We start from the raw sequence: 18,468 nt of genomic DNA, 5'->3' as shown, positions 1-18,468 counted from the left end.
GAGCCGCCCGGCCACGGCGCGGGTCGCCCCCGTGGTGCCGGCCGTCCCTACAGCCCCACCGCTCCGCTTCCTCACCGCGCAGTCACCGATGAAGGCGGGCCCCATGCGTCCCACGGCGAAGTTCTCCATCAGCTTCGGCCTGGTCACCATCCCGGTGGCCGCCTACAACGCCACGGACAGCTCGGCCTCCGTCTCCTTCGTGCGCATCCACACGGCGGACGGCGGACGGGTACGCAATCAGCCGGTGTGCTCGCTGGAGGGCGAGGAGATCACCCCCGACGAGATCGGCCGGGGATACCAGGTCGACAAGGACACCGTCGTCCCCCTCAGCGACGAGGATCTGGACGCGCTGCCGCTGCCCACCGCGAAGACGCTGACGATCCTGGCGTTCGTCGCGGCCGGCGACATCGACCCCCTCCAGATGGACAAGGGCTACTACCTGTCGGCCGACGGCGCGGCCGCCTCCAAGCCATATGTGCTGCTCCGCGACGCCATGGAGCGCCACGAACGCGTCGGACTCGGCAAGGTCGCGCTGCACGGCAGGGAGACCCTCGCGATGATCCGCCCTGTCGAGGGCGCCCTGGTGATGCAGGTGCTGCTGTGGCCGCATCAGATCCGGCCGATGGAGGGGGTGCTGCCCGACCGGGAGGTCGACGTCCCGGCCGATGAGGTGGAGGCCGCCGAGACACTGATGGACTCCTACGGCGACCTCTCCGAGGAGGATGTGCACGACCACTACCGCGAGGCGCTGGAAGAGATCGTCGCGGCGAAGCTGGCGCACCGCGAGCCGCATTTCGAGGAGACCGAGGAGAAGCCCGCCGGGCAGGTGATGGACCTGATGGCGGCGCTGCAGGACAGTGTCCGCGCGGCCAAGAAGTCACGCGGCGAGGAGGACGCCGAGCACGCCACCGTCACGTCGCTGTCCGGGGCGTCGGGCCGTCCGGGGAAGAAGACCGCGGCCAAGAAGGCGGACGCGAAGAAGACCACCGGGAGCACGGCGGCCGGCGGCTCCGCCACCAAGAAGTCCGCGGCGCGTGCGCCGAAGGCGACCGGCGGCAAGAAGTCCACCAGCACGGCGAAGAAGACCGCGGCCAAGAAGACCGCGGCGGCGAAGAAGTCCACCGGCAGGGGGCGCCGGGCCGGCTGACCCCGGACCTGCCGTCACCGGCCGTCGCGGCCTGCGGCGACAGCGTCGGACGCGCCATCGGAGCCGTCCGCGGCGTAGCGGTGGCGGGCCCGGACGGGCGCGAACCAGCACAGGACGAACCATCCCACCAATCCCCCGACGATCCAGGGGACGGCGCTGTTGTGCATGGCGACGCGCAGGATGAGCAGCAGCGCCGAGGTGACGGTCTCCGGCAGCAGGATCACCCCGACGACGGTCAGCCGTGAAGCGAGGATGACCGTCTGCGGCTTGACGCGGCGTCCGGTGACGAGGCGGTGGAGGGTGACCGGCCCGGTGAGCGCGCCCGTGGTGGCGGCGCCGAGGAGAACGGTGACGACGTAGATCGTCCTCCCGGTGGCGTCCTGCCCTCATAGTGCTGCTGGTCAGGGGCCCGGGCAAGGCGTGGGGCGGCAGCGACCCGGCCGCCGCAGGGGCGCCGCACGGGTGCCGATACGCCCCGCGCCGACGGCCGGGACACATGCCGGGACATGAGGCGCCCGCCGGCGGGTACGCGCTGAACCAACAGACCTTTCTGTCCAGAGAGTTACGGAGGCGGACACCATGGGAATCGGTGGGTGCATCGGCCTGCTCGCGGTGGGGGCCATTCTCACCTTCGCGGTGGACTGGCACATTGCCGGGATCAACCTCGACCTGGTGGGCCTCATCATGATGATCGTCGGCATCATCGGGCTCGCGACCTATGTGAGCATCCTGAAGCGGCGGCGCACCCAGCCTCCGTCTCCCGGCGCTCCCGTGGTCGATGTCGAGGAACACCGGTACTGACCAGCACTGACCGGTACGGGAAGCGTTGCCCGTAGGGATTGCCAGGAGGAATGCGCGACAGCTCGTGGACAGGGCCCGTGGCGGGTATGCCCGGGCCCTGTCCGCTGCCGTGCCCGGGGCACCGGCGGAACGGTGGGTGTGTGATCGGCGCGCGTGTCCCGGCGTGTTGCCCACGGGACGCGTGGCGCAGTCCGTGACCCTGGACGACCTTGGCTCGATACTGGGTCCGGGCCGAGAGATCCCGACGAGCAGGAGCTGGCACGGCATCAGTAGCGCGAGCGGGCCGACCTGTGGGACGCCGCGCCGGGGCCCGCCGCACCGCCAGCCTCACCAGGAGGTACAGATGAAGATGTTGATCAACGTCGCCGAGACGGTCGTGGCCGACGCGCTGCGCGGGATGGCTGCGGCGCACCCGGAGCTCGTGGTGGATGCCGAGAACCGGGTGATCGTGCGGCGGGACGCGCCCGTCGAGGGCAAGGTGGGCCTGATCTCCGGCGGCGGCAGCGGACACGAGCCGCTGCACGGCGGTTTCGTCGGCCCCGGCATGCTGGACGCCGCCTGTCCGGGCGAGGTCTTCACCTCTCCCGTGCCCGATCAGATGGTGCGGGCCGCGGCGGCCGTGGACAGCGGCAGCGGCGTGCTGTTCATCGTGAAGAACTACACCGGTGACGTGCTCAATTTCCAGATGGCCGCGGAGCTGGCCGAGGACGAGGGTGTGCAGGTCGCCAGCGTCCTGGTCGACGACGACGTGGCGGTGACCGACTCGACCTTCACCGCGGGGCGGCGCGGGACCGGGGCGACCCTCTTCGTCGAGAAGATCGCGGGCGCCGCCGCCGAGGAGGGTGCGCCACTGGAGCGGGTGGAGGCGCTGGCCCGTCAGGTCGTGAGCTCCTCGCGGAGCTTCGGCGTGGCGCTCAGCCCCTGCTCGACGCCCGCGAAGGGCAGCCCGACCTTCGACCTGCCGCCCGGCGAGCTGGAGTTGGGCGTCGGCATCCACGGCGAGCCGGGCCGCGAGCGCCGCGCGATGATGACCTCGCGGGAGATCGCGGACTACGCGGTGGACGCGGTCCTCCAGGACCTCCAGCCCCACCTGCCGGTTCTGGTGCTGGTCAACGGCATGGGCGCGACCCCGCTGCTGGAGCTGTACGGCTTCAACGCCGAGGTCCGCCGGGTGCTCGCCGAACGCGAGGTCGCGGTGGCCCGTACGCTCGTCGGGAACTATGTGACGTCGCTGGACATGGCGGGCTGCTCGGTGACGCTGTGCCAGGTCGACGGGGAGCTGCTGCGACTGTGGGACGCGCCGGTGCAGACCCCCGGGCTGCGCTGGGGACGCTGAGCCGGCCCCGCTCGCCCTTCCACGCCACCGCTCGCACCGCAGCAGCGCGGCCTGCCCGCGTGCCTTGTACGAAAGAGGAGTAATCCGTGTCAGAGACAGTCCTGGACGCCGCGTTCTTCATCCGCTGGATGGCAGCGACCGCCGCCGCGGTCGACGAGCAGGCCGACCGGCTCACCGAACTCGACTCGGCCATCGGCGACGCCGACCACGGGAGCAACCTGCAGCGCGGTTTCGCCGCCGTCGTCACGGCCTTGGAGGCCGAGCCGCCGGCGACGCCCGGCGCCGTCCTTATGACGGCCGGACGCCGGCTGATCTCGACCGTGGGCGGGGCGTCCGGGCCGCTGTACGGGAGCCTGCTGCGGCGCACCGGCAAGGCTCTGGGCGAGGCGCCCGAGATCAGCACGGAGGAGCTGCGGACGGGTCTGGGTGCCGGGGTGGACGCGGTGGCGCAGCTCGGTGGCGCGGCGGCGGGTGACAAGACCATGCTCGACGCGCTGATTCCGGGTGTCGCGGCACTGGCGACGTCCTTCGAAGCGGCGGCGGCCGCCGCCGAGGAAGGCGCGGTGGCGACCGTTCCGATGCAGGCGAGGAAGGGCCGGGCGAGCTACCTGGGCGAACGCAGCATCGGGCACCAGGACCCCGGCGCGACGTCCTCGGCCCTGCTCTTCACCACCCTCGCGGAGGTGGCCAAGTGAGCGGGGAGACGACGCGGGACGGCGCCTCGCTGGTCGGCATCGTGCTGGTCTCGCACAGCGGGCCGGTCGCCGAGTCCGTCGCGGCGATGGCCACCGGGCTCGCGGGCGGCGGGGCCAAGGCGCCCGTCGCCGCCGCGGGCGGCACCCCGGACGGGGGGCTCGGGACGAGTTCGGAGCTGATCACCGAGGCGGCACGGAAGGTGGACCGGGGTGCGGGTGTGGTGATCCTGGTCGACCTCGGGAGCGCCGTACTGACCGTCAAGGCCCTGGTCGCCGAGGGGGACGAACTCCCCGACGGCGCGCGCATGGTGGACGCGCCGTTCGTGGAGGGCGCGGTGGCGGCCGTGGTGACCGCTTCCTCGGGCGCCGACGTGGCGGCGGTGGCTGCCGCGGCCGAGGAAGCGTACGGCTACCGCAAGGAGTGAGCGGGAGGGATGAGGCGGGCGGTGCGGCTCCGGCGACGGGGCCGCACCGCCCGTCGTCCGGTACCGCCCGTGCTCCCGGGGCAGTTCAGGGTTTGCGGGCGATGGCCGCGTAACAGGCCGCCTCGGCGTCGGTGACGTGGGTGGCGTCCTCCGGACGGTCGGGGCGCCACTGATGGGAGAGGGTGACGCCCGGCTCCAGCAGTTCCCAGCCGTCGAAGAAGCGGCGGAACTCTGCGCGGGAGCGGAACTGCAGAGGTGTTCCCGCGTCCGCGTAGATCTTGATGATCTTGTGCATCGCGGTGGCGTCCATGTCGGGCGTCGCATGCGTCATGGCCAGCGTGCTGCCGCTGGGCAGCGCGTCCTTGAGGGCCTCGACGATGGTGTGCGCACGGTCGCTGCCGTCGTCGGTGACGAAGTGCATCAGCGCGTTCAGGCTGAGCGCGACCGGTCGGCGCAGATCGAGGGTGTCCAGCAGCTGGGGCGCCGTGAGGATGCCCACGGGGTCGGTGACATCCGCCTGGACGTACGCCGTGCGTCCCTCGGGTGTGCTGAGCAGCAGCGCCGCGGCGTGCGCGAGGACGATGGGGTCGTTGTCGGTGTAGACCACGCGGGCCGAGGGGGCGATGCCCTGGGCGATGTCGTGGAGGTTGGGCGGGGTGGGGATGCCGGTGCCGATGTCCAGGAACTGCCGCATCCCCGACCGGGCGAGCAGACGCGTGGCGCGGTGCATGAACTCGCGGTTGATGCGTGCGGCGACCAGCGCGGCGGGGAACACCCCCAGCACGCTGCCGGCGGCCATCCGGTCGGCCAGGAAGTTGGTCTTGCCCCCTAGGAAGTAGTCGTAGATGCGGGACGAGTGGGCCCGGTCCAGTTGCAGGTCCACCACGGCTTCTTCGTGGTCACTCATCGTGCTCCGCCTCCCCGGTGGCCCGGCTCTCCCGGTGGCCGGTGTCGCCCCGTGCGCCGCGCACTCCCCGGAGGCTCCCGAACGCCCCCTTCCGCCACGGCGGTTGGACCCTGCCCCGTACGCCCCGGATCATGCGGTGAGCGGTCCCATGCCCCGGCGGCTCCCGATGGCGCACCGGTCGGGAAATGCGCCCCGGCGCGGCGTATTGGTCGCTCGGCGGGCGCGTACCGCAGGTGTCCGCCTCCGCGCCACGCACCCCTTGGGCAGGTATGACGTCCGACCATGCCCCGGTCACGCGTAGTCATATGAATACGCTGGGCGAGATTTCTTTCCCGGCCGTGCCACAAATGGGCCCGCTTTCGGGTTCATTGGAGGTGAGGGCAATCCGCTCTCCCGCCGTCACCGGCCCGGTGCCGGAGCGGCGGCGCACGGCGAACGGAACGAGGACGGCTCGTGGGCACAGACCGGGACCGACTTCTGCCGGCGCACGCGCAGGCGCGCGCCATCACCGCAGACTTAGCCGCACTCCCCCGCCGTCCCGATACGACCGCCGGCCGGCGCCAGTCGATAGCCGGGCGGCTGCGGGTCACCGGTCGCGCGCCCGGGAGCCGCCTCCGCGGTCCCGAGGGGCGCGCATGAACCGCCGCAGCCCGTCCGGTGCGCCGCTCCACGAGCACGACGGGCGGGCACCCGCCCGGCCCGAACCCTCCCGCCACCACCTCTCGATCACCTTCGAGGCCTTCCACGCGACGCACGCCCGCAAGTGGCTGACCTACGCCTATCTGCACACCGGCAACGAGGCGGCGGCCCGCCAGGTGACCCGCTCCGCCTACCAACAACTGGGCCGGCTGTGGCCGCACGCGCTGCGTCAGGCGTCGGTGGAAGCCTTCGCCTGGTCGGTGCTGAAGGAACGCGTCGTGGAGTGGCTCTACGACCACCAGCAGCCCACCGCGCTCACCGAGACCGCCGCCTTCGCCGTCGTCACCCAAGCGCTGCTCCGCGAGTGCCAGCAGCAATTCGCCCTCCTGGAAAGCCAGTTGGGTCTGTACGCGGCCATCGCGCGGCTACCGGAGCGGCAGTGCGACGTGATCGTGCTGCGGCATGTCATCGGGTACTGCGACGGGCAGATCGCCGCGCTGCTGGGCGTCGACGAAGTCACCGTCCGCTCCCACGCGAGCCGCGGCAAGCGCAAACTCGCCACGGCGCTCGGCATCGACCAAGGAACCACCACAAGGGGGAACTGACCATGCCGTACAGCCCGCACAGCCCGCACTCCGGCCGCCGCGACACCGTCGAGACGCTGCTCAGCGCAGCCGCCGATGTGGCCGGCATCGACGGCCTCGCGGACTTCAGCCACCTCGACGACGCGGGGACCCTCGACGGCCTCGGCTGCCTCGCCGGCGCCACCGGCGCGGCGAGCGGCCCGCCGGGGGCGCCCCGCGCGGACCGCGGGGCACCCACCTCCTACCCCAGCGCCCGCGACGAGGCCACCCACGAACTGGAGCTGGCCTGCGCCCTGGTCGTCAACGCCGCGGCCGCCGCGGCCAGCCTGGAGCGGCTGGTCGACGACCACCACATCGACCCCGAGGGCGCGCTGGTCTTCGCGTGCCTGCTGCACATCACCGGGCGGGGGGACGCGGCGCACTTCTGGTGGCACTTCGGGGCGGGCGCCGGGAGCCGTACGGCCGCCTACTGCCTGTACCTCGCGCACCGCCGCAACGGCGAGTACCGCGACGCGGCGTACTGGCGCGAGCAGGCCGCACACGCGCCGGACGAGGACCGCCCGGCCGCGGCCGCCTTCGACGAGCGGCAGCTGCTGCCGGACGACGCCCGGCACAATCTGCTCGTCCAGTGGCACAGCGGGCTCGCCCCGACCCTGCCGACCGCCCTGGAGAGCGTGATCAACCGCCTCGTCGTGGACAGCGACGACGAGGACTTCGGCGAGATCCCCCGCCCCTCCGCGACCCTCGTCCAGGACCTCGGACGCGCCCGCTGACACCCGGGGTTCCGGCCGTCCCCCTGGGTGCGCGGACCGGCCGCCCACGGGCGCTGCCGGGCCCGCGGCCCGCCGGGGGCCGTCCGGGACCACGGGCCGCGGCAACAGAGCGCCCCGCACCGCCGGCACGCCATGCCCCCGCGGCGCCCATCCGGCCGCGCCGGCCGGCCCGCGGACAGGTCATCGCCACGCCATCACCCGTACCGAACACCCGGATTGCCCCGGTAACACCCGGAGCTTAGATTCGCCGGAAAGCCCTGGGTCCGATCTGCGACACCGCCGCCGGTCGCCTGCCGCGCTCCGCCCGGAGGTACCGGTGAAAGCCCCCCGCTCCCTGCCGTCGGCAGCCCTGCTCGCCATCGCGCTCCTGCTGTCGGCCACCACGCCGGCGACCGGCGCCGAACCACCCGTCACACGGCCACGCCCCGCCACCGCCTCCCCCCTCTACCGGTCCACCGACCTGGCGGTCTCCGGCCGGGGAGCGCACACGTACCGCATCCCGGCGCTGACCACGCTGCCCGACGGCACCCTCGTCGCCGCCTACGACCGGCGCAACGACAACGCCCGCGACCTGCCCGGCGACATCGACGTGATGGTGCGGCGCAGCACCGACGAGGGGCGGACGTGGAGCGCCCCGGAGGCGGTCGCCGATTTCGACGGCGGAGCGGGCGCCGGCGACCCCAGCCTGCTCACCGACCGGGAGACCGGCCGCGTCTTCCTCTTCCATGCCTCGGCGCCCCGGGGAGTGGGCTTCCGGTCCCCGGGCGCCGGCAACTCCCACGACAGCACCGCCGTGCTGCACACCGACTACCGCTACTCCGACGACGGCGGCCGCACCTGGCGGGCCCGGCGCCTGACCCGGGACCTCAAGGACCCGTCGTGGCTCGGCATGTTCGCCTCGTCCGGCACCGGCATCCAGCTCTCGACCGGACGGCTGCTGCAGCAGTACGCGCTCCGCAAGGCGGACGGCAGCATGTGGGCGGCGAGCGCGTACAGCGACGACCACGGCCGGAGCTGGCGCCTGGGGACCCCCGTCGGCCCGCTGATGGACGAGAACAAGACAGCCGAACTGGCCGACGGACGCATCATGCTCAACAGCCGCACCCACAGCACCCGAAGGCGCTTGGTCGCCTTCTCCCACGACGGCGGGCTGACCTACAGCGCGCCGGTCGCGGACGACGCACTGATCGACCCGGTCAACAACGCGGCCCTGCTGCGCTACGCCCCCGACGCGCCGCCGGACCGCGCGCGGTCGCACTGGCTGCTCTTCAGCAATACGGCGAGCACCACCGCACGCGAGAACCTCACCGTGCGCCTGTCCTGCGACGACGGCCGCAGCTGGCCGGTCGCCCGGGTCGTCGCTCCCGGCCCGGCGGCGTATTCGACGCTGACCCGGCTGCGGGACGGCACCTTCGGTCTGCTCTACGAGTCGGGGCCCTACCGGAAGATCACGTTCGCGCGCTTCGACGGTGCCTGGCTGGGGGTGAACTGCCCGACCGGGTGACGCCAGGACCGACGGCCCGCCGGGTGAAGGGCGCGGTCATACCGGTGGACCGGACGGACGGCGGGTCAGCCCGCCGACGAGTCCTCGACGGCCGGCGGCCAGGCAGGGCGGCTGGCGTCCGGGACCGCGGCCAGGGCGTGGCCGACCGTGGGAAAGCACGAGAAGACCCCCAGCGACTGGGTGCCGATCAGCAGCCGCAGCATGCGGACGCCGAGCGACGCCAGCAGCAGCCGGCCCTCCAGCCGCCGGCACAGCCACTCCAGCGCCAGCAGGCAGCTCAGGCCCCGGGAGTCGCAAAAACGCAGCGCCGTCAGATCGAGCACGAGAAAGCGGTGCCCCGCCGAGACCACCGCCCGCGCCTCGGCCAGGAAAGCCTGTTCGGTGCGGAGGTCCAGCTCTCCGCTCACGCGCAGGACCGCGCACTGCTCCTCCTGCACGATCGCAGTGACCGCCAACGACCGCATTTCCGCACTCATGCCGTCCAGACTAAGCGCACTTTTCCTTCACACGATCGGTATGGGCCGTCGGCGTCCGCGGCCCGCCTCCGTTTTCCGGCTGCTCCGCACGGGGACCAGGGGGTACGCCGAACGGGTGACACGGGCCGTGTGGCAGGCGGGCAGACGGGCGCGCGGAACGCTTTCGGCGGCCGTACGGGCTCCGCCGAGGCCGTCGCATCGGTCCGGCGGGCCACCGGGCCGGTCAGAAACGGGCAAGTTTTCCCCTGCTGCGGGCATGAACAGGCGCCTCCACGCTTGCTATAAACCTTCATGCGGGCAGAAACGGGCAGGCCCGTGACCGTACGGAACGTGAACATGGCGTGGGCAGGACCGCGGACATGACACGGAGAGGGCGAGGGAGCACAGACATGAGGGCCGAGGAACGCCAGCACCGCCTCCTCGTGCTCGCACGGCAGTCGGGCCGGGTCGAGGTCGCCGACGCGGCGGAGGAATTCGCGGTGTCGCGGGAGACCGTGCGGCGCGATCTGAGCGAACTGGAGCGCCGCGGGCTGGTCCGGCGTACCCACGGCGCGGCCTACCCGGTCGAGAGCGCCGGCTTCGAGACCACGCTCGCCCGCCGCGAGACCCAGCAGGTGGCGGAGAAGAGGAGGATCGCCGCGGCAGCCGCCCAACTGGTCGGCGAGGCCGAGACGGTCTTCGTCGACGAGGGCTACACCCCCGAGCTGGTGGCCATGCTGCTGCCGACCGACCGTCCGCTGACCGTCCTGACCGCCTCGCTGCGGACCGCCTCGCTGGTCTCGGCGTCCGATTCCACCACCGTGCTGCTGGCCGGCGGCCGGGTCCGCTCCGGGACGCAGGCGACGGTGGGGTCCTGGGCCCGGGACATGCTCGCGCGGTTCGTGATCGACCTGGCGTTCCTGGGCGCGAACGGCGTCTCCCGCGAGCACGGCCTGACCACCCCCGACCCCGCGGTCGCCGACGTGAAGGCGCAGGCCGTCCGCTCGTCGCGGCGGCGGGTGCTGGTCGGGGTGCACAGCAAGTTCGGCGCGAGCAGCTTCTGCCGGTTCGCCGAGGTCGGCGACTTCGACACGATCGTCACCGACGCCGGCCTCTCCGCGCCGGAGGCCCACCGCTACTCCCTCCTGGGGCCGCAGGTGCTCCGGGTCTGACCGGGCAGGGGCCGCCCGGGACGACCGGCCCCGTGAAGACGCACCACCACACACCGCCGCAGGCCGCACCCGGCCCGCGGACGGTCCCCCGAGCATGCCCTCGACCGCGCGGCACGCCCCGCACATGACGCGCGAACGCACCCACGACGGACCGCTCCCCCGCTTCCGGTCCCCCGCCGGAAGCGCGACGGATCCGCCCCGGATGTCCCAGAAAGGTACGAGCCGTGAGAGCACGATCCCCCGGACGAGGCCGCGCAGGCCGCGTCATATGGCCGACCGCGGCCGCCCTGGTCCTGTCGCTGTCCACCGCCGGCTGCTACCGCGGCGCCGGCGACGCGGGCAACGAAGGCGCCGACACCATCAACGTGCTGATGGTCAACAACCCGCAGATGACGGACCTGCAGCGGCTGACCGCCGAGCACTTCACCCGGCGGACCGGCATCAAGGTGAACTACACCGTGCTGCCCGAGGACGACCTGCGCGACAAGATGAGCCAGGACTTCTCCAGCCAGGCCGGGCAGTACGACGTCGCCAGCGTCAGCAACTACGAAACCCCGATCTACGCCCGCAACGGCTGGCTCTCCCCGCTCGGCCGGCGCGCCGCCAAGGACCCGGAGTTCGACCACAAGGACATCCTCGAACCGGTCCGCGCCTCGCTCACCGCGGACGACGGCGAGGTCTACGCGGAGCCCTTCTACGGCGAGTCGTCGTTCCTGATGTACCGCAAGGACGTCCTGAAGGCCGAGGGCCTGAGCATGCCCGCGCGGCCGACCTGGCACCAGGTCGCCGCACTGGCCGCGAAACTGGACGGGGCACGTCCGGGCATGAAGGGGATCTGCCTGCGCGGCCAGCCCGGCTGGGGGCAGCTCGCGGCGCCGCTGTCGACCGTCGTCAACACCTTCGGCGGCACCTGGTTCACCAAGGACTGGCAGGCCCGGCTCGACAGCCCGCGGTTCACCGAGGCCACCCGCTTCTACGTCGACCTGATCCGTGAGCACGGCCAGTCCGGCGCGCCGCAGGCCGGCTACACCGAGTGCCTCAACGACATGCAGCAGGGCAAGGTCGGCATGTGGTACGACGCGACCGCCGGAGCCGGGTCGCTGGAGAGCGCCGACTCCAAGGTCGCAGGGAAGGTCGGCTACGCGCCGGCACCGGTCGAGCGGACGCGCAGCGCGGGCTGGCTCTACACCTGGGCGTGGGGCGTGCAGAAGGCCAGCACACATCAGGACGCGGCGTGGCAGTTCATCCGCTGGGCGTCGGGCAAGAAGTACGAGCGGCTGGTGGGCCGGGAGCTGGGCTGGTCGAAGGTACCGGCCGGCAAGCGGGCGTCCATCTACCGCGATCCGGAGTACCGCGAGAAGTCCGGCGCCTTCGCCGGGGCGACGGAGCGGGCCATCCGCTCGGCCCGTCCCGACGATCCCGGCGTGCAGCAACGCCCCGCCCCCGGAATCCAGTTCGTCGGCATCCCCGAGTTCTCCGACCTGGGCACGAAGGTCTCCCATGAGGTGAGTTCGGCCATCGCCGGCAAGCAGAGCGTGCCGGCGGCCCTGAAGAAGAGCCAGCGGCTGGCGCAGGAGGTGTCCGATGCGTACGCAGACCACTGAACCGCCCCGACCCGTCGAGGCCGCGGGCCCGCCGTCCGGCAGCCCGGCGGCGCGCACCCGGCGAACGGAGCGGGCGAAGGACTGGGCCCGGCGCGCGCCGCTGCTGCCCGCGCTGGTCTTCCTGATCATCGTGACCCAACTGCCGTTCCTGGCCACCGTGGTGATCTCCTTCGTCCGGTGGAACGCGCTGGCCCCCGACAACCGCGGCTTCGCCGCCTTCGACAACTACCGGGCGGTTTTCACCGACCCCGCGATGCGCGAGTCGGTGGTCACGACGGTGGTGCTGACGGTGACCGTGGTGCTGGTGAGTCTGCTGCTGGGACTGGGCCTCGCACTGCTGCTGGACCGCGGTTTCCGCGGCCGCGGCCTCGTCCGCACCCTGCTCATCACACCGTTCCTGGTGGTTCCCGTCGCCTCCGCGCTGCTGTGGAAGCACGCGCTGTACAACGCCTCGTACGGGCTGCTCAACGGCTCCCTGACGTGGATCTGGGGCCTGTTCGGCAGTGACGATCCGCCGCAGCCGGACTGGATGACCGACTCCCCGCTCGCCGCGGTCGAGGTCTCGCTGATCTGGCAGTGGACGCCGTTCATGATGCTGATCCTGCTGGCCGGGCTGCAGAGCCGGCCTTCGGACGCGGTCGAGGCGGCCCGGATGGACGGCGCCTCCACCTTCGACATCTTCCGCTATCTGACCCTGCCGCATCTGCGGCGCTATCTCGAACTGGCCGCCCTGCTGGGCACCGTGTACGTGGTGCAGAACTTCGACGCGGTGTTCACCATCACCTCGGGCGGGCTGGGCACCGCGAACCTGCCGTACACCATCTACCAGACCTTCTACCAGGCCCATGACTACGGACGGGCGTCCGCACAGGGCGTCGTCGTCGTGCTGTGTTCGCTGCTGGTGGCGACCTTCGCGCTGCGCGCGGTGTCGTCCCTGCTGCGCGAGGAGGCCACCCGATGAGCAGCGCACCCCTGACCCTTCGCCGGTCACGGCGACCGGCCCCACCGTCCGCGCGGCGCCGCCGGCGCACCGGCGGTCTGCTGGGCCTGGTGGCCTGGCTGTGCGGGATCGCCTTCTTCCTGCCCGTCGCCTGGATGGTGCTGACGTCCTTCCACAGCGAGACGGACGCGGCGACCAACCCGCCGAGCGTCGGCGCGGGACTGAGCCTGCACGGCTACCGGGAGTTCTTCGGCGCGGGCACCGGCATCAGCCCCTGGCCGCCGCTGATCAACTCCTTCACCGCCTCGGTCGTCTCCACGCTGCTGGTGCTGGCGCTGGCCGTCCCGGCGGCGTACGCGCTGTCGATCAAGCCGGTGCGCAAGTGGAGCGATGTGCTGTTCTTCTTCCTCTCCACCAAGATGCTGCCGCTGGTGGCCGGTCTGCTGCCGATCTATCTGGTCGCGCAGAACACCCGGATGCTCGACAGCATCTGGCTGCTGGTCATCCTCTACACCTCGATGAATCTGCCGATCGCGGTGTGGATGATGCGCTCGTTCCTCGCCGAGGTCCCGGTGGAGATGCTGGAGGCCGCCGCCATCGACGGTGCGGGGCTGACCACCACCCTGACGCGGATCGTCGCGCCGGTGGCCATGCCGGGCATCGCCGCCACCGCCCTGATCTCCTTCATCTTCAGCTGGAACGAGCTGCTGTTCGCCCGGGTGCTGACCGGGATCGTGGCGGGTACCTCGCCGGTCTTCCTGACCGGATTCGTCACCAGCCAGGGCCTGTTCCTGGCCAAGGTGTGCGCCGCCGCCACCGTCATCTCCCTCCCGGTGCTCATCGCCGGGTTCGCCGCCCAGGACAAGCTCGTCCAGGGCCTCTCGCTTGGAGCCGTGAAATGAAAGCCGCAGTGATCAGCGCACCCGGCAAGGTCGAGGTCACCACCGTCGAGGACCCCACCCCCGGGCCCGGGGACGTCGTCGTCGCCGTCGCCGCCTGCGGGCTGTGCGGCACCGATCTGCACATCCTCCAGGGCGAGTTCGCGCCCACGCTGCCGGTGGTCCCGGGCCACGAGTTCGCCGGCACGGTCGTCGCGACCGGCAGCGCGGTCACCGGGCTGGCCGAGGGCGACCGGGTCGCGGTCGATCCTTCCCTGTACTGCTACGCGTGCCACTACTGCCGCATCGGCCGCAACAACCTCTGCGAGCGGTGGGCCGCGATCGGCGTGACCACCGCGGGCGGCGCCGCCGAGTTCGCGGTCGCACCCGCCGCCAACTGCGTGAAGCTGCCCGACCACATCCGCACCGAGGACGCGGCGCTGATCGAACCGCTCTCCTGCGCGGTCCGCGGCTACGACATCCTGCGCTCCCAGCAACTGGGCACCCAGGTCCTGATCTACGGGTCCGGCACGATGGGCCTGATGATGCTGGAACTGGCCAAGCGCACCGGGGCCGCGGGCGTCGACGTCATCGACATCAACGCCGAGCGCCTGGCCACCGCCCGCACGCTGGGCTGCAGCAACGCCGCGGCGTCGGCCGACGAGCTGGACCGGCCGCGGGGCTGGGACGTCGTCATCGACGCCACCGGCAACGAGCGCGCCATCCAGGACGCGCTGGGGCGGGTCGGCAAGGGCGGCACCTTCCTGCAGTTCGGCGTGGCCGACTACGCCGCCCGCGCCGTCATCGAGCCGTACCGCATCTACAACCAGGAGATCACCATCACCGGGTCGATGGCGGTGCTGCACAGCTACGAACGCGCCGCCGAGCTCTTCGCGGCCGGCGCGCTGGATCCGGAGATCTTCATCAGCGACCGCCTGCCGCTGGACGGGTACGCGCAGGCGCTGGACCGCTTCAGGGCGGGACAGGGCCGGAAGATCCAGATCCAGCCGTAGGAGCGTCGGGCAGGGCCGTCCCCGGGCCTCGCGGGCACCACCGCGGGCCCGGACGGCGCCCGGTCCTCACCCGCCCGCGAGGTGCGCGGCCAGCCGTTCCAGAAAGACCCGCTGGCCGGCCACCATCCGCTCCCGGGCGCGGTCCGGGGAGAACCACGCCACCCGGTCGATCTCCGGGAAGCTGCGCTGTTCCCCGGAGCCTCTGGGCCACTCCATGGTGAAGGTGCCGGGCACGAGGCGGTCCGGGTCGAGGTCACTCTCGACGGCCCAGACCGTGACGACCTTGCCGCCGGACTGCCGGGTGTCGCCCAGGGCGACGTACGGGCCGTCCGGGGGCGGCAGCCCCAGCTCCTCCTCGAACTCCCGCCCGGCCGCCGCCCACGGCTCCTCCGGCGGGAGGTACTCGCCCTTGGGCACGGACCAGGCGCCCGCGTCGCGCCGCGCCCAGAGGGGGCCGCCCATGTGGGCCAGGAGCACTTCGACCTCGCCGCCGCCACCGCGGAACAGCAGCAGTCCGGCACTTCGCTTTCCCGCCATGGCTCCAGTCTGCCCGGCCCGCCCGGCCGGGGACTGCCGGGAGGTCTCCGGTGGGCCTACGCCGCCCCGTCGGCATGCGCGGCGAGCACGGTCTCCACCGTGTCCGCCTCGGCCGCCGTCTTGTCCTCCCGGTAGCGCACCACCCTGGCGAAGCGCAGGGTCACCCCCGCCGGATAGCGCGAGGACGTCTGGAGACCGTCGTAGGCGATCTCGACGACGAGTTCCGGCCGCACGGTCACGACATGGCCACTCTCCTCCACGGCCAGTTCCCGCAGCCGCTCGGTCTGCCAGGCGAGGGTCGCGTCGGTCAGGCCCTTGAAGGTCTTTCCGAGCATCACGAACCCGCCGTCCGCGGCACGCGCGCCGAGATGGAGGTTGGACAGCTTTCCGGTACGCCGGCCGTGCCCCCATTCCGCCGCGAGGACGACCAGGTCCAGGGTGTGCACCGGCTTCACCTTCAGCCAGGAGGCACCGCGGCGGCCCGCGCTGTACGGGGCGTCCAGGCCCTTGACGACGACTCCCTCGTGCCCGCGCCGCAGGGTCGTGGTCCAGAACTCCTCCGCCGCGGAACGCTCCGTACCGTCCGCCGGGTCACCGACCACCGTGCGGCGCACCCGCAGCTGCTCGGGCACCAGTGCGGCCAGCTCCGTGTGCCGCTCGGCGGCGGTCAGGTCGAGCAGGTCCCGGCCGTCCAGGGACAGCACGTCGAAGAACACCGGGGACAGGGGCAGCGCGGCGTGCGCGGCGGCGACGTCCACCCGTGAACCGAAGCGGCCCGCGACGCGCTGGAACGGCACCGGGCGGCCGTCGGCGTCCAGGGCGATCACCTCGCCGTCCAGAATGAAGCGGCCGACCGGGAGATCCCGGGCGACGGCGGTGACCTCCGGCAGCCGGTCGGTGACCTCGTCCAGGGTGCGGGTGTAGATCCGCACGTCAGCGCCGTCTCGGTGCACCTGCACCCGGATGCCGTCGAGCTTCTCCTCCACGGCGCACGCCCCGAGCTTGTCCAGCGCCTCCCCCACCGTCCTGGCACTGTGCGCCAGCATCGGCCCGACCGGCCGCCCGACGGTGAGCCGGAATTCCGCCAGCGCCCCCGGCCCCTCGGCCAGCAGCGCCCGAGCGACGTCCTGCAGGGAGCCCGCCAGCATCACGGCGCGGCGGACGTCCGCCGCGGGCGCGTCCGTCGCCGCGGCGAGCCCCTCGACGGCCAGGGCGTCGAGGGCGCCCTGGCGTACCTCGCCGGTCAGCAGCCCGACCAGGAAGCGCTGCTCCTCCTCGGTCGCCGCGGCCATCAGCTCCTGGACCAGACGCCGGCGCTCGGCCTGCGCACCCGCGCCGGACACCTCCGCCAGCGCGTCGAGCGCCGTGTCGACGCCGCGCACCGTCAGGGTGGGGGTCGCCGCGGCCGCCACGGGCTCGCGCAGGACGCTCCACCCGATCCCGATCCGTCCCTGCGGCAGCCGCCCGGCGAGGTAGGGGATGACCACCGGTACGTCCTCCGGTGCGGCGTCCCGGAAGAGCCCGGCCAGCAGCGCGGTCTTCCGCGACCGCGCCGAGGTCCCCGCGACGTCCTTGGACACCCGTGCAAGCTCGGCCAGCAACATACGGTCATCCTGCCCCCGCGACGCCGTGCCCGCCCCTTACGCGGGGGCTTCCATGGCTACGTCACGGTGGGCCGGACGGTCGTCGGTGCCGCGGTTCGAAGCCGGCCGGCATCCGCTCCAGGCCGCGCTGGTCCGGGCCGACGAACGGGTCCGCCCCCGGCGCGGCGGCGAGCATGTCGGCGCTGAGGATGCGCACGGGATTCATCGCGCGCAACGGTCCGGCCGAGGCGAGGAACGCCGCCGGACCGGTCAGGCGCCCCCAGGGACGGTCGACCGTCGCCCACAGGAGCTGAGCTTCCCGGAGATCGTCCGCCGGACGCTCGCCACGTCGTCGCAGGTGGCGAGGTCCGAGCTGGGCATGGGCGCCCGAAGCAGTCGGAGCTGAAGCAGGTGTGCGAAGCGGTGTCGAAGAACCCCACGGTCGCGGGGTTGTCGAACAGCGGTGGCCGGAAACCGACCAGTGTCCGGGTATGGGCAGGTGGTCGTTGAGGACGTTGACGTCCCGTCCCAGCCGGTGGATGACCATGCGGGGCCTCCTCGCCCCCGACGGCTGCCACGGACCGGCGTCCGCGCGGCGCCCCTCCCCTCCCCGCGAGTCTTCTCCGCGCCACCCCGCATACAAGGCCCTACCGGTACATACCGGCGGATACCTCCATGTACGTGTACGCTCCCGCTACCTGGCAGGGCGCGGGCCCGGTCAAGCCGGTCCGTGACGCCCGCCACCAGCGGCTTCCCCGTATCCGCCCGCACGTCGACAAGATCCGTGCTACGTTCATATCAGTTGCAGTTTTGGTACCCATGACTTTGTGTGCGCCTGACGGGCAGTGACCCGCGGGCGCATTTTTTGTTGCCGGTCATCTCCGGATGGGCTCATCAGCGACTGAGGACCCGCACAGGGCGGGTCCTGGCACTCCCTATCGAAAGAGATTTCACATGGCGACTGGCACCGTGAAGTGGTTCAACGCGGAAAAGGGCTTCGGCTTCATCGAGCAGGACGGTGGCGGCGCCGACGTCTTCGCCCACTACTCGAACATCCAGGCCCAGGGCTTCCGCGAGCTTCAGGAAGGCCAGAAGGTCAGCTTCGACGTCACGCAGGGCCAGAAGGGCCCCCAGGCGGAGAACATCGTCCCGGCCTGACCCGGACGCAGTACCACCGGGTCCCGCACCTCACCGGTGCGGGACCCTCCCGTCGGACCGATGGCCCGGCGGGGCTCCCCTCGGGGGCCCCGTACGACGGCCTCGCATCACCCGGCAGCGGACAACGACGTTCCGCTCACCGACCGGCAGCGCGGCACCGCGACTGCCCGGTCCCCGGTCCGGCTCTTCGACCGCCGCATTCCCGGCGGGCGCCGACCGCTTTTCGAGGTTCCGGAAGCGAGGACTTCACCGTCCCTCTCCGGTCTCCACTTTTCCGGCTCGTTCTTGCGATTCTCCGTGCGACTCCTGTCCGCCGG

19 protein-coding genes and 1 pseudogene are annotated in these 18,468 nt (G+C 72.3%); 14 read left to right on the top strand and 6 right to left on the bottom strand.

From position 1 onward, the window contains the following. Nucleotides 1–103 precede the first annotated feature (103 nt). The gene (locus QOM21_RS30955; protein WP_407554302.1) at nucleotides 104–1,147 is read left to right on the top strand and encodes a Ku protein; all 1,044 of its coding nucleotides are present in this window, start codon (nucleotides 104–106) and stop codon (nucleotides 1,145–1,147) included. A gap of 14 nt (nucleotides 1,148–1,161) precedes the next feature. Here the strand turns inward: QOM21_RS30955 and QOM21_RS30950 are convergent. Continuing rightward, nucleotides 1,162–1,515 (bottom strand): annotated as a pseudogene (locus tag QOM21_RS30950) (DUF6328 family protein); the annotation flags it as partial. A gap of 211 nt (nucleotides 1,516–1,726) precedes the next feature. On the opposite strand from QOM21_RS30950, the gene QOM21_RS30945 reads away from it, so the two are divergent. The 4 genes from QOM21_RS30945 to QOM21_RS30930 all read left to right on the top strand — a co-directional run bounded on the left by QOM21_RS30945 (nucleotide 1,727) and on the right by QOM21_RS30930 (nucleotide 4,404). Then, nucleotides 1,727–1,948 (top strand): DUF6458 family protein, encoded by a 222-nt coding sequence (locus QOM21_RS30945; protein ID WP_407554301.1) that lies wholly within the window; start codon nucleotides 1,727–1,729, stop codon nucleotides 1,946–1,948. A 343-nt stretch (nucleotides 1,949–2,291) separates the two neighbouring features. Then, the gene (gene dhaK / locus QOM21_RS30940; RefSeq protein ID WP_407554300.1) at nucleotides 2,292–3,284 is read left to right on the top strand and encodes a dihydroxyacetone kinase subunit DhaK; all 993 of its coding nucleotides are present in this window, start codon (nucleotides 2,292–2,294) and stop codon (nucleotides 3,282–3,284) included. Nucleotides 3,285–3,412: 128 nt separating this feature from the next. Next, nucleotides 3,413–3,979 (top strand): dihydroxyacetone kinase subunit DhaL, encoded by a 567-nt coding sequence (gene dhaL / locus QOM21_RS30935; protein WP_407555928.1) that lies wholly within the window; start codon nucleotides 3,413–3,415, stop codon nucleotides 3,977–3,979. Further along, nucleotides 3,976–4,404: a PTS-dependent dihydroxyacetone kinase phosphotransferase subunit DhaM gene (locus tag QOM21_RS30930; RefSeq protein ID WP_407554299.1), complete on the top strand. Its 429-nt coding sequence runs from the start codon at nucleotides 3,976–3,978 to the stop codon at nucleotides 4,402–4,404. The genes dhaL and QOM21_RS30930 overlap by 4 nt, the downstream gene beginning before the upstream one ends. An 85-nt stretch (nucleotides 4,405–4,489) precedes the next feature. On the opposite strand, the gene QOM21_RS30925 is transcribed toward QOM21_RS30930, so the two are convergent. Then, entirely contained in the window at nucleotides 4,490–5,311 is an 822-nt protein-coding gene (locus QOM21_RS30925) for an SAM-dependent methyltransferase (RefSeq protein WP_407554298.1), read from the bottom strand. Nucleotides 5,312–5,946: 635 nt separating this feature from the next. On the opposite strand from QOM21_RS30925, the gene QOM21_RS30920 reads away from it, so the two are divergent. The 3 genes from QOM21_RS30920 (at nucleotide 5,947) to QOM21_RS30910 (ending at nucleotide 8,811) form a co-directional block, all read left to right on the top strand. Then, nucleotides 5,947–6,555 (top strand): RNA polymerase sigma factor, encoded by a 609-nt coding sequence (locus QOM21_RS30920; protein ID WP_407554297.1) that lies wholly within the window; start codon nucleotides 5,947–5,949, stop codon nucleotides 6,553–6,555. A 2-nt stretch (nucleotides 6,556–6,557) separates the two neighbouring features. Continuing rightward, nucleotides 6,558–7,307, top strand: coding sequence for a hypothetical protein (locus tag QOM21_RS30915; RefSeq protein WP_407554296.1), 750 nt, complete (start codon nucleotides 6,558–6,560; stop codon nucleotides 7,305–7,307). Nucleotides 7,308–7,623: 316 nt separating this feature from the next. Then, nucleotides 7,624–8,811 carry an exo-alpha-sialidase gene (locus QOM21_RS30910; protein ID WP_407554295.1) on the top strand — a complete coding sequence of 396 codons (1,188 nt, stop codon included), beginning with the start codon at nucleotides 7,624–7,626 and terminating at the stop codon, nucleotides 8,809–8,811. Between the two features lie 65 nt (nucleotides 8,812–8,876). Here QOM21_RS30910 and QOM21_RS30905 read toward each other — a convergent pair whose 3' ends face one another. Then, nucleotides 8,877–9,287 (bottom strand): STAS domain-containing protein, encoded by a 411-nt coding sequence (locus QOM21_RS30905; protein WP_407554294.1) that lies wholly within the window; start codon nucleotides 9,285–9,287, stop codon nucleotides 8,877–8,879. A gap of 389 nt (nucleotides 9,288–9,676) precedes the next feature. Between QOM21_RS30905 and QOM21_RS30900 the strand changes: the two genes are divergently transcribed. The 5 genes from QOM21_RS30900 to QOM21_RS30880 all read left to right on the top strand — a co-directional run bounded on the left by QOM21_RS30900 (nucleotide 9,677) and on the right by QOM21_RS30880 (nucleotide 14,873). Then, nucleotides 9,677–10,438 (top strand): DeoR/GlpR family DNA-binding transcription regulator, encoded by a 762-nt coding sequence (locus QOM21_RS30900; protein ID WP_407554293.1) that lies wholly within the window; start codon nucleotides 9,677–9,679, stop codon nucleotides 10,436–10,438. Nucleotides 10,439–10,662: 224 nt separating this feature from the next. Further along, nucleotides 10,663–12,042 carry an ABC transporter substrate-binding protein gene (locus tag QOM21_RS30895; protein ID WP_407554292.1) on the top strand — a complete coding sequence of 460 codons (1,380 nt, stop codon included), beginning with the start codon at nucleotides 10,663–10,665 and terminating at the stop codon, nucleotides 12,040–12,042. Further along, nucleotides 12,023–13,003 carry a carbohydrate ABC transporter permease gene (locus QOM21_RS30890; RefSeq protein ID WP_407554291.1) on the top strand — a complete coding sequence of 327 codons (981 nt, stop codon included), beginning with the start codon at nucleotides 12,023–12,025 and terminating at the stop codon, nucleotides 13,001–13,003. Before QOM21_RS30895 ends, QOM21_RS30890 begins: the two co-directional genes overlap by 20 nt. Then, nucleotides 13,000–13,884 (top strand): carbohydrate ABC transporter permease, encoded by an 885-nt coding sequence (locus QOM21_RS30885; RefSeq protein ID WP_407554290.1) that lies wholly within the window; start codon nucleotides 13,000–13,002, stop codon nucleotides 13,882–13,884. Before QOM21_RS30890 ends, QOM21_RS30885 begins: the two co-directional genes overlap by 4 nt. Continuing rightward, on the top strand, nucleotides 13,881–14,873 hold the full coding sequence (locus QOM21_RS30880) for a zinc-dependent alcohol dehydrogenase family protein (protein ID WP_407554289.1): 993 nt from the start codon (nucleotides 13,881–13,883) through the stop codon (nucleotides 14,871–14,873). The genes QOM21_RS30885 and QOM21_RS30880 overlap by 4 nt, the downstream gene beginning before the upstream one ends. 66 nt (nucleotides 14,874–14,939) lie before the next feature. Here the strand turns inward: QOM21_RS30880 and QOM21_RS30875 are convergent, their stop codons facing one another. The 3 genes from QOM21_RS30875 to QOM21_RS30865 all read right to left on the bottom strand — a co-directional run bounded on the left by QOM21_RS30875 (nucleotide 14,940) and on the right by QOM21_RS30865 (nucleotide 17,219). Next, entirely contained in the window at nucleotides 14,940–15,410 is a 471-nt protein-coding gene (locus tag QOM21_RS30875) for an NUDIX domain-containing protein (RefSeq protein WP_407554288.1), read from the bottom strand. A 56-nt stretch (nucleotides 15,411–15,466) separates the two neighbouring features. Beyond that, nucleotides 15,467–17,014, bottom strand: coding sequence for an ATP-dependent DNA ligase (locus QOM21_RS30870; RefSeq protein WP_407554287.1), 1,548 nt, complete (start codon nucleotides 17,012–17,014; stop codon nucleotides 15,467–15,469). A 61-nt stretch (nucleotides 17,015–17,075) separates the two neighbouring features. Further along, entirely contained in the window at nucleotides 17,076–17,219 is a 144-nt protein-coding gene (locus QOM21_RS30865; protein ID WP_407554286.1) for a hypothetical protein, read from the bottom strand. Between the two features lie 728 nt (nucleotides 17,220–17,947). On the opposite strand from QOM21_RS30865, the gene QOM21_RS30860 reads away from it, so the two are divergent. Further along, nucleotides 17,948–18,151, top strand: a complete 204-nt coding sequence (locus QOM21_RS30860; protein WP_165237516.1) for a cold-shock protein — start codon at nucleotides 17,948–17,950, stop codon at nucleotides 18,149–18,151. The last annotated feature ends 317 nt before the right edge of the window (nucleotides 18,152–18,468 follow it).

This window comes from Streptomyces sp. Pv4-95 (genome assembly GCF_045782725.1).
Lineage (GTDB): Bacteria > Actinomycetota > Actinomycetes > Streptomycetales > Streptomycetaceae > Streptomyces.
This window is presented reverse-complemented; position numbering and strand designations above follow the sequence as displayed.

Bases quoted from the DNA above. Each gene is read 5' to 3' on its own strand.
- dhaK (WP_407554300.1), top strand. From the start codon at position 2,292: ATGAAGATGTTGATCAACGTCGCCGAGACGGTCGTGGCCGACGCGCTG.
- QOM21_RS30900 (WP_407554293.1), top strand. From the start codon at position 9,677: ATGAGGGCCGAGGAACGCCAGCACCGCCTCCTCGTGCTCGCACGGCAG.
- QOM21_RS30880 (WP_407554289.1), top strand. From the start codon at position 13,881: ATGAAAGCCGCAGTGATCAGCGCACCCGGCAAGGTCGAGGTCACCACC.
- QOM21_RS30925 (WP_407554298.1), bottom strand. From the start codon at position 5,311: ATGAGTGACCACGAAGAAGCCGTGGTGGACCTGCAACTGGACCGGGCC.
- QOM21_RS30920 (WP_407554297.1), top strand. From the start codon at position 5,947: ATGAACCGCCGCAGCCCGTCCGGTGCGCCGCTCCACGAGCACGACGGG.
- QOM21_RS30870 (WP_407554287.1), bottom strand. From the start codon at position 17,014: ATGTTGCTGGCCGAGCTTGCACGGGTGTCCAAGGACGTCGCGGGGACC.
- QOM21_RS30860 (WP_165237516.1), top strand. From the start codon at position 17,948: ATGGCGACTGGCACCGTGAAGTGGTTCAACGCGGAAAAGGGCTTCGGC.
- QOM21_RS30885 (WP_407554290.1), top strand. From the start codon at position 13,000: ATGAGCAGCGCACCCCTGACCCTTCGCCGGTCACGGCGACCGGCCCCA.
- QOM21_RS30890 (WP_407554291.1), top strand. From the start codon at position 12,023: ATGCGTACGCAGACCACTGAACCGCCCCGACCCGTCGAGGCCGCGGGC.
- QOM21_RS30915 (WP_407554296.1), top strand. From the start codon at position 6,558: ATGCCGTACAGCCCGCACAGCCCGCACTCCGGCCGCCGCGACACCGTC.
- QOM21_RS30945 (WP_407554301.1), top strand. From the start codon at position 1,727: ATGGGAATCGGTGGGTGCATCGGCCTGCTCGCGGTGGGGGCCATTCTC.
- QOM21_RS30905 (WP_407554294.1), bottom strand. From the start codon at position 9,287: ATGAGTGCGGAAATGCGGTCGTTGGCGGTCACTGCGATCGTGCAGGAG.
- QOM21_RS30875 (WP_407554288.1), bottom strand. From the start codon at position 15,410: ATGGCGGGAAAGCGAAGTGCCGGACTGCTGCTGTTCCGCGGTGGCGGC.
- QOM21_RS30955 (WP_407554302.1), top strand. From the start codon at position 104: ATGCGTCCCACGGCGAAGTTCTCCATCAGCTTCGGCCTGGTCACCATC.
- QOM21_RS30865 (WP_407554286.1), bottom strand. From the start codon at position 17,219: ATGAATCCCGTGCGCATCCTCAGCGCCGACATGCTCGCCGCCGCGCCG.
- dhaL (WP_407555928.1), top strand. From the start codon at position 3,413: ATGGCAGCGACCGCCGCCGCGGTCGACGAGCAGGCCGACCGGCTCACC.